Origin of the sequence: Dyella sp. OK004 (assembly GCF_900114495.1) — a bacterium.
In the GTDB taxonomy this organism is placed as follows: Bacteria; Pseudomonadota; Gammaproteobacteria; order Xanthomonadales; family Rhodanobacteraceae; genus Dyella_D.
The window spans coordinates 251897-265419 of sequence record NZ_FOZI01000005.1 but is presented as its reverse complement, the minus strand read 5'-3'; the positions used below and the strand labels follow the sequence as shown (position 1 = coordinate 265419).

The following is a 13523-nucleotide window of genomic DNA, read 5'->3' as shown; positions in this document are numbered from 1 at the left end:
GGAGCTAGCCGATGGGATACCGCACCACCCTGCCCGCACCGCCGCTCAATGCCCTGGTCGAGCGCCTGTGGGACTGGGACATGCCGCCAGCCGCGCATCATCTGGAGCGCGTGCTGCCGACGCCGGGCGCCGCGCTGATCATCAACCTCCACGAAAACGAAACCCGCGTCTACCGCGACGACGCCACACGCGCCTGCATACGCTCGCCGGCGGCGGTGATCGGTGGCCCCTGCCTGCGCAGCCAGATCATCGATACCGCCGAACAGGTACGTGTGATGGGCGTGGTGTTCCGTCCCGGCGGCGCGCATGCGCTGACCGGCGAGGATCATGGTGTTCTGATCGAGCGCGACATCGGCCTGGAGGATATGTTCGGCAGCAGCGCGCGTCAGCTGCGCGAGCGCCTGTTGCATACGCCCGACCCCGTGCAGCGACTCGGCGTGCTGGAACGCTGGCTGCGGGAGCGCATCTACCTGCCACAACTGGACCAGGCGATAGGCTATGCCTTGTCCGTACTGCATCGCGAACCGCGCGTCGCGCGCATCGGTGCCCTGGTGCGCGACACCGGTCTCTCCGACTATCGCTTCGGCCGACTGTTCCGCCGCCAGATCGGCATGGGGCCGAAGCGCTACGCGCGGCTATTGCGCTTCCGCATGGTGGTGGAGGAAGCACATCGCGTCGATACGATCGACTGGAGTCGCGTAGCCGCCGATAACGGCTACAGCGATCAGGCGCATCTGGTGCATGAGTTCCGCGAATTCGCCGGAATGACACCAATGGCATTCATGGCGGCGCGCGGACCCTATGTGAATCACCTTCCGTTGGATTGATTGAGAAATTGGGAGGGATGTCTTTCTATTCGCGACAATCGATGCGTTACTGCGGCCTGGCCGCTTATGCAGCGGGCATTCCGCCTCGCTGCCGCGAGCCGGAATGCCCGCTGCATAAGCGGCCAGGTCGCGACAACCCATCGATTGTCGCGAACACAAAAAATACCCAGCACCCCCAATCTCCCAGCGCAGAGATTTCGAACAAGCTCTATGAGAGAGGTATGTAGATGTCCGTGCGCAGCATGGCCTCGGGCGTCTGCTCCGGATCATCCAGATAGTGATGGAACAATGGCACGTCACGCAGGCCATGCCCGCTGGCCGGCAGCCACTGCGCCAACAGCACGTCGGTCGCGTCTTCGATGCCGGTGTCCACATACGACCCCAGATGGCGCAGGCGCGCCCAGCGTCCGCCGCCCAATGGCTGCATGCGCATACCTTCGCCTACGCCAACCGTGCGATCGAAAGCCAGCGCACAATCGAATTCGCAGTCCGCCGACGATGTGTCGCGCGAGTCATTCACCGGCCAGCCGTAGATACCACTGATATGCGGTACCACCCCTTGTTCGGCGGCCCACGCGAACAGGCGGCCATAAGCCTTGTCGAGGTCGGCGTAGTCGCCACGATTGCGCAACACAACCACCCGGAACGGCTCCATCGAAACCACCTCCACCTGCAACGGCGCTGGCGCCTGTACCGCATCGGCAGGCGCATGACTCATGCGTTCGATGGCCTCGGCCAGTCGCTCGTCCTGGCCGCGCCACTCGCTCGGCGTGGCATCGAAAACCTGGCGAAACGCGCGCGAGAAGGCCTGCGGCGTTTCATAGCCCACTGCCAGCGCGGCTTCGGTAATCGGCTGATCGGGATTGGCCAGCAAACGCAGCGCTCGCAGCATGCGCAGGCGCATCACCGTGCCGCCCAAGGTTTCGCCGGTCAGTGCCCGATACACGCGATGGAAGTGGAACGGCGACAGATGCGCGACTTCCGCCAGTCTGGTGGGATCGGGCAGATCGCTGCCCTGATTGACCGCCTGCTCCAGCAAGGCGATGACGCGGTCGATGCGTTGCAGATAGTCGTTGCGGGTACGGTTTTTCATGGCATGGCTCCTTGGCTCGCAAGCAGTCTGCCGCGCACCGTCAACGATGACGGTTCATTTCTTGCGCATTCGCACTGACCCGGTCGCCGTGCGCCTTTCCCCATTGCGCCAGCGCATCGAGCGCCGGACGCAGCGTGCCGCCCAGCAGGGTCAGCATATAACCCGGCGGTGCATCGCTCGCCGGCTCGCTGCGCATCACCATGCCATCGCGCTGCAGCTGTGCCAGCTGCTGGCTGAGTACCTTGTGCGCGATACCCGGCAACGCGGACTGCAACTCGCTGAAGCGCCGCGCACCGGCAGTCAGCTCCCACAGGATCGCCGGCTTCCACTTGCCCACGATCGCCTGCAGCGCCAGCTCGACCGGACATACATAGGTTGTCGCTTCATCCTGGATCATCACAGACCCCCAGTTACCAGTCGGTGCGTATCGCAAGGCACCGCTTCACGCCATGATGCTTTCCGATCCAACAACGTGCCCCGCGGAGACGCTGCATGATCGTGGAATACATCCGTTACAAATTGCCTGCGGCCGACAGCGCCGCCTTCGAGCACGATTATGCGCGCGCCGCCGCCAGCCTGGCGGCCAGCCCGTTCTGCCTGGGCTATGAGCTGAGCCGCTGCAGCGAAGAGCCCGGTGTATACGTGCTACGCATCCGCTGGACCTCAGCCGACGACCACCTGCAAGGCTTCCGCCGCAGCGAACATTTCCCCCCATTCCTGGCCGCGATCCGCCCCTACGTGCCGCAAATCGAGGAAATGCGGCATTACGAACCAACCAGGGTGGTAGGCGGCACGGTTGACTGAATGCTCTGGCCAGACGCCTGACCCTGGAAAAGGCGCGACTACAGAGCGCACCGCTTGCTCTTCAGACCATTTCTCTTTGGGCCAGCAAAGAGAAAGTGACCCGGACCGCGGCAGCGGTTCGGAAGCCCGCGGCAGGCGAGCCAGAGCACGCAGACGCTAAAACCGAGCGATAACGCCACTGGACCCCGGCCTACGCCGGGGTGACGAAGTAGAGGCGGTGAACCGAGCACCCACCCCTTACCCCAACCACCTCCCCAGAGGGGAGAGGGAGAAACACCCCCCATAGGCAGGAAGTCATGGTGGGCACCCCGCGCCAGCTCCCTTAAAGTCGAACGCTTGCAATGACGCAGCCCATTCCCACCCTGCCGCCCTGATGGACCGCCGGCGGCTCGCCTGCCCGGAGGTTCCATGCCGATCCGTCGTCCCCTGCTCGCTGCCGCCATACTCGCCGCCGCCATCGGCGCCAGCTTCGCCCAGGCGCAGACCGCCCCGCTCACGCCGGATATCCCCGCTAAGTTCACGGCGCCCACCGAGAGCAGCGACTACATCAAGCGCGAGGTGATGATCCCGATGCGCGATGGCGTGAAGCTGCACACGGTGATCGTGATTCCCAAGGGCGCCAAGCACGCGCCGATCCTGCTCACCCGCACGCCGTACAACGCCAGCGGCCGCGCGGCGCGCTCGGAGTCGCCCCACATGCTGGCGCAGCTGCCGCAGGGCGACGAGGTGTTTGTGCGCGGCGGCTATATCCGCGTATTCCAGGACATACGTGGCAAGTACGACTCGGAAGGCGACTACGTGATGACGCGCCCGCTGCGCGGCCCGCTGAATTCGAGCGAGGTCGACCACTCCACCGACGCCTACGACACCATCGACTGGCTGGTGAAGAACCTGCCTGAATCGAATGGCAGGGTCGGCATGCTCGGCTCCTCGTACGAGGGCTTCACCGTGGTGATGGCGCTGATCAATCCGCATCCCGCATTGAAGGTGGCCGCACCGGAAAGCCCGATGGTGGATGGCTGGATGGGTGACGACTGGTTCCACTACGGCGCCTACCGCCAGACCAACTTCGACTACATCCGCGGCCAGACGGCGCAGAAGGGCAAAGGCGAAGGTTCGCCGCGCGTGGGCTTCGACGATTACAGCAACTTCCTCGCCGCCGGTTCCGCCGGCGACTACGCGCGTGCCAACGGCTTCGACCAGCTGCCGTTCTGGAAAAAGCTGGACGAGCACCCGTCCTACGACGCGTTCTGGCAGGGCCAGTCGCTGGACAAAATCATGGCGCAGCAGCCGCTGAAGGTACCCACCATGTGGCTGCAAGGCCTGTGGGACCAGGAAGACATGTGGGGCGCGATTCACAGCTACGAAGCCACCGAGTCGAAGGACAAAGGCAACGACAAGAACTACTTGGTGATGGGCCCGTGGCGCCACAGCCAGGTGAACTACGACGGCAGCTCACTGGGCCCGCTGCAATGGGATGGCGACACCGCACTGCAATTCCGCCGCGACGTGCTCAAGCCCTTCTTCGACCAATACCTGGTGGACGGTGCGCCCAAGGCCAACACGCCGCCGGTCCTGATCTACAACACCGGCGAGAACCGCTGGGACCGCTACAAGGCGTGGCCGCTGAGCTGCGACAAAGGTTGCGCGAGCAAGCCGAAGGACTTGTATCTCGGCACCGATGGCGCGCTGTCGTTCACCGCACCGGGTGACGCCGCGGCGAAGTTCGACGAATACGTTTCCGATCCCGCCAAGCCGGTGCCGTATCAGCCGCGTCCGGTGCATTTCGCCGATCACGACGCGTGGACGCGCTGGCTGGTGAATGACCAGCGCTTCGTCGACGGCCGCCCCGACGTACTCACCTATGTCAGCGAACCGCTGAAAGAGCCGCTGCATATCGGCGGCGCGCCGCAGGTGAATCTGTATGCGTCCACCAGCGGCTCCGACAGCGACTGGGTGGTAAAGCTGATCGACGTGTATCCCGACACGGTCGCCTCGAATCCGTCCATGGGCGGTTACGAGCTGGCGGTGTCGCTGGATATCTTCCGCGGCCGCTATCGCACCAGCTTCGAACATCCGCAGGCGATCACGCCAGACCAGCCGCTGCTGTATAGCTTCGGCCTGCCTACCACCAACCATGTGTTCAAACCGGGGCATCGCATCATGGTGCAGGTGCAGTCCAGCCTGTTCCCACTGTACGACCGCAACCCGCAGACCTATGTGCCGAATATCTTCGACGCCAAGGCCAACGACTATAAGAAGGCGACACAGCGCGTGTGGCATACGCCGGGCACGGCGAGCTTCATCAGCCTGCCGGTGGTATCAGGCGGGAAGTAATCCTTCTGCCTGGGCACAAAAAAGGGCTGGCGAAAACGCCAGCCCTTTTTCTTTGCATCGCTATCAGCAGGTGCGCTTACGGCGAGCACTTCTTGCCATGTTCGCCATGGAAGCCCTTGGCGGTGGCATCGGCTTCGCTCATGTACTCACCCTTCTTGGTCTTGCCGTACCACTTGTCGTTCTGGCAGTGGTAGACCTTGCTGCTGGTGTTGACCCACACCATGCCCGGACCGCCACCCGGCGCGGCGGCGGCAGCCGGCTCCGGCATGCCCTTCTTCGCGGCCGGCGCGGCAGCGGCGGTCGGAGCCGCAGCAGGTGCGGCAGCCGGCGCAGTCTTCGGCGCAGCGGCGGCTGGTGCAGCCGGCGTGGCGGCCGGCGCTGCCGCCGGAGCGGCGGCAGGAGCTGTGGCAGCGGCTGCAGCTGCGGCGGCGTACCACTCCTTCACACCCTTATGACCCGCGCACGCGCCCTTCTTGCCGGCGTGGTCGGTATAGCTGCCGTCCTTGCACTGGCCGGTGGAACCCGCCGGTGCCGACGCTTGCTGAGCGAACGCTGCAGGCCCGGCCAACAGACAGGCCGCCATGATTGCGATCAAACCGTACGATTTCATTTTTGACTCCCTCCAGCGCGAATAACTTCCGTTGATCGCCGCCCGCCGGAACCGCCTTGCGGTCGTTCGCTGCGACGATGCACCCAGGCGCGCTTCCGCGGCGCCTGCGGCGGCGACTATGCATCAAAACCATGAACACGCCATGCCGCATCGCAAGGCACGTTCATCATTCATGCGGCTGTTTCGCAAGCTTTTACGGAGTGGCCACGACCTTGTGGCCACTCTTTGGATGCTTTGCCTTGGGCTGCTTTGGCTGCTCGGCCGGCGGCCGTGCCACGGCATACATCTCGCGCGTGATCTGCTTGAGCAAGGCGGAACGGTCATCGCCTTCCACGTAAAGATCGAAGTGGGTCTTGTCGGGGATAAAGCGCACTTCCGCCTTCGCGTGCAGTCCGTCCAGCACAGTCTTAAGCCGGTGCGCGGAGCCATCCAGATAGAACGTGTCGGCGGTGCCCACGATCACGTGGATCTTGCCGTCGAGATCCGGCTTGAGCTTCGGCCAATCCTCCTGCAGGCGCTTGGCGACGTCATAGTGCTCGCTCCAGTACGCCACCACGGCAGGATCAATGTCGCCGGTATCGCGATCGAACATCGGCTGCGGACGTCCATCCTTGCCGCGCGGCGAGAACACCCATTCGAACGAAGCGAGCTGGCCACCGTAGCCGCCGAGCACACGCTCCAATTGCGCGAACTGCTGGAAGGTGGCGAGCACCTTGCCCTTGTCGCGGATCAGCGGATAGGCCGAACCGTCCGGCTCGCGGTACGCGTTAGCGTTCGGTGCATACAAGTCGATGCCGGTGAAGTCGTGGAAATCGCTGGGATCGGGCGAGGTCGACCAGGTACCGCCGAACACTTTCGGATAGCGCGTCTGCAACCACAGCGTGGCCCAGCCGCCGGAGGAATGGCCGTTGAGGAAACGCCCACGCGCCTTGCCGTCCATGTGGTACTGCGATTCCAGATGCGGAATCAGTTCTTCGGTCAGCGCCTTGCCCCAGGGACCATTGTTCACCGAGTCGGCGAATTCGTGCGTGCCGGTGGGACTGGATTGATCGAGGAACACCCAGATCATCGGCGGCATCTCGCCCTTCTCCATCGCGGCGAAAGCGGTGGTCACGGGACCCGCGAAGCGCGCAAGGCCACCGCCGAAACCATGGGTGTAATACACCACCGGAAAACGCTGTTTGCCCTTCGGATCGTAACCCGGCGGTACCAGCACCAGGCCACGCATGTGGATCGGGCGGCCCCAGAACGCGGATAGCGAGGGGCTGACGAAATCGATCGACTCGGCCCGTTTCTGCGCCAGCGGCATCGCATCGCGCATGGCCTGCGGCGCGGAAGGCGGCAACGTCCAGCCATCTTTCTCCGGCAAGGTCTTGACCAATGACAACTTGGGCATGATCGCTTCAGGCAGACGCATCGGCACCACGTCGCTGATCACATCGCCCGCGCCGCGACCGGTGTAGTTGTAGCTGTGATCGGCATCGAGCACGGCCTGCACCAGGTAATCGCCCGGCGCCAGTTGCGCGACGCCGGCGGGAAACGTCATAGCGTCCGCATCCACGTCGATCGATTCACCAGGAGCCAATCGGGCAATTTCGCGCGCGGCCACCAGGGTCTGCCCGGGGTTCAGCGGATCGACGTCTACCGCCTCGACCTTGCCGTCCTTGGTCTGCGCCTTGGCCGTCTTGGCGTCGATCACGAACAGCAGCAGACGGCCGGAAACAGGAGTGGTTTCAGCGCCACCCAGTTCGACACGGAAAAAATGATGCGCACGCGGCACATCGGTGCGGGCCAGCGCGGCGCTGCACAGCAAAGCGACGCTCAGACAAAAAGCGACAACGGGACGACGACGAAGCATGACTATCTCCCCCAATCATGGAACCGGTCGCATCGGCGGTTGGTGTGGCCCCTGGCACTCCGCCGCTGCCATCAGGTGTTCTACCCGATGGCATGTCTGCGTGAGATCAACCTTCTTTGCTATCGACCTTTACAGGTGTCAGGCGCAGATCCTGAAAGTCGAAGCTGAAATCGGTCAGCGGCGAGATCGGCTGCATGCGCACTTCGCGGATCGCACCGTCCGCATCGAGCGAGAACGTGACGAAGGCATCGGCGTTCAAGGAGCGATCGTCCCAGCGCACGATAAAGGTGTCGTGCTGCCATGGCTCCATGGTGCCGACCAGCTGCGCCGTCTTGGAGAAACGCAGGCGCATCTTGCCGCCCTCCTGGCTGACCACCACGTCGCCGTACCACGGATCGCGATAGCTGCCGGCGTACTTGGCCAGCGGCAGCGACGGCTGGCTATTCTTGTCGCGCGCGGCTTCGTGCTTCTTCCAGCTGTCGTCGGCCTTGCCTTCGGACTTCTTCACCGCCGCCGCGTAAGCGGCCACCCAGTCAGTCTTATCCTTGCCCAGGTACGCGTCGAGCACACGGTACGTCACCGCGTTGAAGGCCGCGCCGGATTCCTGGTTGGTCAGTACCACCACACCCAGCTTCAGCTCAGGCACCAGCGTCAGGCGCGACACCATGCCCGGCCAGCCGCCGGTATGCCACACCAAACGCTGCCCGCGATAATCGGAAAGAAACCAGCCTTCGCCATAGCCGGCAAAGTTCGGCTTCACCGCCGCGAGTTCGGGCACGGGCGGCTCGCCGATCTTCATCGGCGTGAGCATCGACCACATCTGCTTCTGGCTCTCTTCCTTGAACAGGCGATGTTCCTTGCCATCGACATCCGGCAAGCGGCCACCGGCGAGCTGCACATTCATCCACTTGGCCAGGTCATGCGCGCTGGCGTAGATGCCGCCCGCGCCGGGGTTGTTGCTCCAGGCCATCGGCGGTACCGGCTTCAATTCCTTGAAGTTGAACTTGGCATGGCCGATCGCGGTATCCATGCCGGGCTTGAGGTAGGTCATGTCGACCAGCGACTCGTCCATGCCCACTGGCTTGAAGATGTTGTTGCGAATGAAGTCGGCGTAGCTCTGTCCCGATACCTGCTCGATCACCAGCGTCGCCACCGCGAACAGGATGTTGTCGTAGGCATACGCGCTGCGGAAGCTCGTCGCGAGCGGCACTTCGCGCAGGCGCTGCACCACTTCCTTGGTGGTGTATGAGGTGGGCGGCCAGTACAGCAGATCGCCCGCGCCAAGACCCAGGCCGCTGCGGTGCGCGAGCAAGTCGCGGATACGCATCTCGCGCGTCACGTAGGGATCGGACATCTGGAACCAGGGCAGATGATCGATCACGCGATCATCCATCTTCAGCTTGCCCTGCTCCGCCAGCATCTGCAGCGAGGCAGCAGTGAAGGCCTTGGTATTGGAAGCGATGGCGAACAGCGTGCGCGCATCCACCGGCTGCGGCTTGCCCTGCTCGCGCAGGCCGAAGCCCTGCTCCATCACCACCTTGCCGTCCTTGACGATGGCGACCGCGATGCCCGGCACGTCGAATTGCTTGCGCGCACTGTCCACGTAAGCCTGGAAATCCTGCAGCTGCGGCGGCAGCGCATCAGCCTTGGCGGTGACGGCCATTTCCGGCGCGGCGCCCGGCGGCGCTATCGGCGGCTGTGCCCATGCCGTCGAAGCAAACACGAACAAGGCCGCACAACCTGCCAGACGCGGGGACAGGATTCGCTGGGACATCATCGGCTCCACCGGCTTGAAAGCGCCCAACTATCGTGGCAAAACCAGGCTAATGCCAGCGCTGGAAGTCACAAGCCTCGACGCAGGCCCGGCGGGCAACGATCATGCCGGCCTGGCATGACTTGCGGAAACACAATGGCTTTGACGACGGACTGGATCGCGGCGCACGCACTCTCACTATGGACGGCACTGTTGCTGCTGGCCCTGCTGGCTGGCGACCTGGCCTGGCGGCGCAGCGCCAGACTGCGGGTCGCTGCGCTGGCCGGACGCCGTCAACCCGGCGTGATGCGCTGGACCACCGGTATCGCACTGGCAACACTCATGTTGATCCTGTTCGGCGGCATCGCTTTCGCCATCGGTACGGGCAGCCCAGGCAGCGTGGCGAACTTCGATGCCTCACTGGCCGAGCAGTTGCGCATGCAGATGCCACCACTCGTGCTTCAGATCATCGCCATGCTCACCCAGCTCGGCGGCACGCCATGGGTTGCCACCGCGGCCACGCTGGTGCTGCTCTGTCTGCTGCTGTGCCGTGAGTGGGCACTGGCCGGCGTATGGGCCTTTGCTGAGCTCGGCATCATGCCACTCACCAGCGGCATCAAGGCGCTGATCGAGCGCCCGCGCCCGTTACACAACCATGGCTTCGTCACCGAATCCGGCTGGAGCTTTCCCAGCGGACATGCGCTGGGTTCGATGGTGTTCTACGGCATGCTGGCCTATGTACTGCTGCGACTGCTGCCGACGCGCTGGCACCGCGCCGTGATCTTTACCACGGTGCTGCTGGTCGGCCTGATCGGGATCAGTCGCGTGCTGCTGCAGGTGCACTATCTCAGCGACGTCGTCGCCGGTTACGCCTTTGGTCTGGTGTGGTTGCTGCTATGCATCAGCATCGCCGAATGGCTGCGCCTGCGCACCGCGCACTGATCAATGCGCTGACGCGCGGTGCGCATCGAGCCACGGCGCCAGCGAGACGGACCAGATGTTCTCGCCACCGTTGTCCCAGGTCTGCATGCGCGCAAGATCGCGTTCGGCCTGCTCGCGCGTGCGCGGGTAGCTCACTCGCGTCGCACGATGGCTGCTGAAGTAAATCGTGCGGTGGTCCGGGCCAAGATGCGCGCCCCACGGATCGCCGACATTGACGGTATCGCCGAGATCGATCGGCTTGCCCCAACCCTCACCTTCGCGGAACGCGATGTACAGGCGATCCGGCCCGCTCTTGTTCGCGTCATTCGCGTCGAACACGATGAAGGATTCATCCGGCGCCACAGCGGGATCCAGTTTGTGCCCAGACGGCTCACCAAGCGCGACCGGCACCGGCGGTAGATAGGTGCCATCGCGATACTGCGAGCGATACAAGCGGAAATCGCCATCTTCACCGGGGCGCTGAAAATACACGCTGCCGTCACTGGCAACGCTGGGCGCATAGGTGCGCGTACTGCTGTTGACCGCACCGGGCAAACGCAAGGGCTCGCCCCAACCATCGCCCTTGCGGTCGACCCGCCATAGATGACCGCCGAAATCCGGATACACCTTGCCATTGGCCATCACCGCCGCGAGCGCCTTGCCGCCGGGCGCATCCGGGCGGTTCGAGGTGAATACGAGGAACGAACCATCGGGCGCCATCGCCGGATCGTGATCCTGCCACTGTCCCGAGAACGGAGCGATGCGCGGCGTAGACCAGCTGTCACCGTTCTTGTGCGATTCCAGGATCACTGCGTTCGACCCGCTGATGCGATCGAAGAAAACGGTTTTGCCATCGGGCGCGAAAGCCACGGAGTCTTCATTGGCCGCCCCGGAAATCACGCCCGGTGCGAACACTTCCGGAATGGGCGGCTTCGGCACATCCGCTCCGGCAGGGGCGGCGACTGACAACAACAGCACCAGCGACGTGCACGCGAGCAGTTTCATGAAGCCGACCTTATAGTAGTGGTGGAACGGCGGGAAGGATGCGACTGGATACGCCTTCCACCGGGGGCCGGCGCGTGCCTGAAGTCACGAGCATGGCATCATGGCGACCCACTCTTCATCGCCTGCCCGCCATGCCCATCGATGACTTGTTCGCCACTGCGGATCATCCTGCCGCCTCGCGCATCCGCGTGGGTATCGGCGGCTGGAACTACGCACCGTGGCGCAAGAACTTCTACCCTGACGGATTGCCGCAGCGCCGCGAACTGGAATACGCCAGCCAGCACCTGCGCGCCATCGAAATCAACGGCACCTATTACGGCGCGCAAAAAGCCGAGACGTACGCGCGCTGGGCCGCGGAAACGCCATCCGGCTTCGTGTTCTCGCTCAAGGCGCCACGCTACGTCACCGAAGGCAAGCGGCTGGCGACCACCGGCAAAGGCATCAACGGTTTCGTGCACGGCGGCCTCGCCGAGATGGGTGACCGGCTGGGACCGATCCTGTGGCAACTGCCGCCGTCGCGTCCTTTCGATGCCGACGATCTCGCAGCGTTTCTGGATCTGTTGCCGCGCGAGTTAAACGGGCAGCCGCTACGCCATGTGCTGGAAGTGCGCCATCCCAGCTTCCTCAGCGAGAGCTATGTGAATCTGGTGCGGCCACATTCGGTGCCAACGGTATTCACCGATTCGCCCGACTACCCGTCGCTGGCCGACTTCACGGGTGATTTCAGTTACGCGCGCCTGATGCGCAGCGAGGATGGTGTCGCCACCGGCTATGCGGTGGATGCGCTCGACCAGTGGGCGGAGCGAGCGCGGCGCTGGTCGGCTGGTGAGGATGTGGCAGAGCTACCGCATGTGGCTGCGCCGCATGCGCCTGGCGTGGCGCGCGATGTGTTTGTGTTTTTTATCAGTGCGGCGAAACACCGGAATCCGGCGGCGGCGATCGCGTTGCAGAAACGGGTGGATAACTGAGCCGTCATTCCGGCGTAGGCCGGAATCCAGTAGCGATCGCGTTAGATGATTGGCGACGCAACAGGGCCGGGCTCTTGGCGCACCGGGCGAGAATCACACATTGTCTCTACTGGATTCCGGCCTATGCCGGAATGACGAGATAGAAACGGTGAACCGAGCACCCGGCCCCTCACCCCAACCCTCTCCCCGGCGGGGAGAGGGAGAAGGGCGTTACGCGCTGATCAGCGCTTCACGCACCTGTGCCGCCAGCTCGAATGAGCGCTTGCGCGCCTCGTGATCGAATACGTTCGCAGTGATCATCAGCTCATCAGGACGATGGCGTTCGATGAAAGTAGCCAGCCCGTCACGCACAGTGTTGATATCGCCCACCACCGCGCACGCCAGCGCGCGTTCGACACCGAACTTCTCGGTCGGCGTCCAATACGTTTCGATATCGTCGATGGGTGGCGGTATCAATCCCGGCTGGCCGCGGCGCAGATTGATGAAGCTTTGCTGCTGCGTGGTGAACAGGCGCGTCGCCTCGCGGTCGCTCTCCGCAGCCACCACGTTCACGCCCAGCATCGCGTACGGAGCGGACAGACGCGCTGACGGCTTGAAATCGCGACGATATAGCGCAAGCGCCTCGTCCATCGCGTCCGGCGCGAAGTGCGAAGCGAACGCGAACGGCAATCCCAGTGCGGCGGACAGACGCGCGCTGAACAGGCTTGAGCCCAGCAGCCACACCGGCACCTCGATACCTGCGCCCGGCACAGCGCGCACGGGCTGCCCCGGTGCAGCGGGCTCGAAGTAGGCCAACAGTTCGAGCACGTCATCGGGGAAGGTTTCGGCGCCTTCGTAATAGCGCCGCAAGGCGCGCGCCGTGGCCTGGTCGGTACCGGGTGCGCGGCCCAGGCCCAGGTCGATGCGGCCGGGATACAGCGAAGCCAAGGTGCCGAACTGCTCGGCCACCTGCAGCGGCGCATGGTTGGGCAGCATGATGCCGCCCGCACCGACGCGAATCGTCGACGTGCCGCCGGCGATATGGCCGATCAGCACCGCGGTGGCCGCGCTGGCGATGCCAGGCATGTTGTGATGCTCGGCCAGCCAGTAGCGGGTATAGCCCAGGCGCTCGGCCAGCCGCGCCAGATCCAGACTGTTGGCGAACGCCTGGGTCGGCGTGCTGCCCTGGGTGACCGGCGCGAGATCGAGTACAGAAAACGGAATCATGAGGCGTCCTCGGTAACAAGCCCTTTCATCTGGGGGCAGGTGCAGCGATTCCCAGCCCGGGCGCGCCGCACTTGGCAAATCGGTGGCGCCACCACGGGGCTGCCCTACATTTCTCCACCGCCATGCCGATAACCCCGTCGG

Annotated in this window: 12 protein-coding genes; 5 read left to right on the top strand and 7 right to left on the bottom strand. The window is 64.1% G+C overall.

Features of this window, described 5'->3' with window-relative positions:
• Positions 1-11 precede the first annotated feature (11 nt).
• A complete protein-coding gene (locus BM338_RS19455) occupies positions 12-827 on the top strand; it encodes a helix-turn-helix domain-containing protein (protein WP_090453979.1) in 816 nt (271 codons plus the stop codon).
• 208 nt (positions 828-1035) lie between these two features.
• Here the strand turns inward: BM338_RS19455 and BM338_RS19450 are convergent, their stop codons facing one another.
• Positions 1036-1920, bottom strand: a complete 885-nt coding sequence (locus BM338_RS19450; RefSeq protein WP_090453977.1) for an AraC family transcriptional regulator — start codon at positions 1918-1920, stop codon at positions 1036-1038.
• A gap of 40 nt (positions 1921-1960) precedes the next feature.
• On the bottom strand, positions 1961-2317 hold the full coding sequence (locus BM338_RS19445; protein WP_090453975.1) for a winged helix-turn-helix transcriptional regulator: 357 nt from the start codon (positions 2315-2317) through the stop codon (positions 1961-1963).
• 95 nt (positions 2318-2412) lie between these two features.
• Here BM338_RS19445 and BM338_RS19440 point away from each other — a divergent pair, with 95 nt between their 5' ends.
• Positions 2413-2724 (top strand): putative quinol monooxygenase, encoded by a 312-nt coding sequence (locus BM338_RS19440; protein ID WP_090453973.1) that lies wholly within the window; start codon positions 2413-2415, stop codon positions 2722-2724.
• A gap of 414 nt (positions 2725-3138) precedes the next feature.
• On the top strand, positions 3139-5061 hold the full coding sequence (locus BM338_RS19435) for a CocE/NonD family hydrolase (protein ID WP_177229423.1): 1923 nt from the start codon (positions 3139-3141) through the stop codon (positions 5059-5061).
• Positions 5062-5137: 76 nt separating this feature from the next.
• Here the strand turns inward: BM338_RS19435 and BM338_RS19430 are convergent, their stop codons facing one another.
• The 3 genes from BM338_RS19430 to BM338_RS19420 all read right to left on the bottom strand — a co-directional run bounded on the left by BM338_RS19430 (position 5138) and on the right by BM338_RS19420 (position 9303).
• Positions 5138-5671: a DUF3761 domain-containing protein gene (locus BM338_RS19430; protein ID WP_090453968.1), complete on the bottom strand. Its 534-nt coding sequence runs from the start codon at positions 5669-5671 to the stop codon at positions 5138-5140.
• A gap of 193 nt (positions 5672-5864) precedes the next feature.
• Complete coding sequence (locus BM338_RS19425; RefSeq protein WP_090453966.1) at positions 5865-7529, bottom strand: alpha/beta hydrolase; 1665 nt, start codon at positions 7527-7529, stop codon at positions 5865-5867.
• A gap of 106 nt (positions 7530-7635) precedes the next feature.
• Entirely contained in the window at positions 7636-9303 is a 1668-nt protein-coding gene (locus tag BM338_RS19420; RefSeq protein ID WP_090453964.1) for a serine hydrolase, read from the bottom strand.
• 135 nt (positions 9304-9438) lie between these two features.
• Here BM338_RS19420 and BM338_RS19415 point away from each other — a divergent pair, with 135 nt between their 5' ends.
• The gene (locus BM338_RS19415; RefSeq protein ID WP_090453962.1) at positions 9439-10224 is read left to right on the top strand and encodes a phosphatase PAP2 family protein; all 786 of its coding nucleotides are present in this window, start codon (positions 9439-9441) and stop codon (positions 10222-10224) included.
• Here the strand turns inward: BM338_RS19415 and BM338_RS19410 are convergent, their stop codons facing one another.
• A complete protein-coding gene (locus tag BM338_RS19410) occupies positions 10225-11208 on the bottom strand; it encodes a TolB family protein (protein ID WP_090453960.1) in 984 nt (327 codons plus the stop codon). It lies immediately after the preceding gene.
• Between the two features lie 137 nt (positions 11209-11345).
• Here BM338_RS19410 and BM338_RS19405 point away from each other — a divergent pair, with 137 nt between their 5' ends.
• Positions 11346-12176 carry a DUF72 domain-containing protein gene (locus BM338_RS19405; RefSeq protein ID WP_218156403.1) on the top strand — a complete coding sequence of 277 codons (831 nt, stop codon included), beginning with the start codon at positions 11346-11348 and terminating at the stop codon, positions 12174-12176.
• 210 nt (positions 12177-12386) lie between these two features.
• Here BM338_RS19405 and BM338_RS19400 read toward each other — a convergent pair whose 3' ends face one another.
• Complete coding sequence (locus BM338_RS19400) at positions 12387-13382, bottom strand: LLM class flavin-dependent oxidoreductase (RefSeq protein ID WP_090453954.1); 996 nt, start codon at positions 13380-13382, stop codon at positions 12387-12389.
• Positions 13383-13523 lie beyond the last annotated feature (141 nt).

Coding starts and splice junctions, on each gene's coding strand:
- BM338_RS19415 (WP_090453962.1), top strand. CDS start 9,439: ATGGCTTTGACGACGGACTGGATCGCGGCGCACGCACTCTCACTATGG.
- BM338_RS19425 (WP_090453966.1), bottom strand. CDS start 7,529: ATGCTTCGTCGTCGTCCCGTTGTCGCTTTTTGTCTGAGCGTCGCTTTG.
- BM338_RS19440 (WP_090453973.1), top strand. CDS start 2,413: ATGATCGTGGAATACATCCGTTACAAATTGCCTGCGGCCGACAGCGCC.
- BM338_RS19445 (WP_090453975.1), bottom strand. CDS start 2,317: ATGATCCAGGATGAAGCGACAACCTATGTATGTCCGGTCGAGCTGGCG.
- BM338_RS19455 (WP_090453979.1), top strand. CDS start 12: ATGGGATACCGCACCACCCTGCCCGCACCGCCGCTCAATGCCCTGGTC.
- BM338_RS19430 (WP_090453968.1), bottom strand. CDS start 5,671: ATGAAATCGTACGGTTTGATCGCAATCATGGCGGCCTGTCTGTTGGCC.
- BM338_RS19450 (WP_090453977.1), bottom strand. CDS start 1,920: ATGAAAAACCGTACCCGCAACGACTATCTGCAACGCATCGACCGCGTC.
- BM338_RS19400 (WP_090453954.1), bottom strand. CDS start 13,382: ATGATTCCGTTTTCTGTACTCGATCTCGCGCCGGTCACCCAGGGCAGC.
- BM338_RS19410 (WP_090453960.1), bottom strand. CDS start 11,208: ATGAAACTGCTCGCGTGCACGTCGCTGGTGCTGTTGTTGTCAGTCGCC.
- BM338_RS19420 (WP_090453964.1), bottom strand. CDS start 9,303: ATGTCCCAGCGAATCCTGTCCCCGCGTCTGGCAGGTTGTGCGGCCTTG.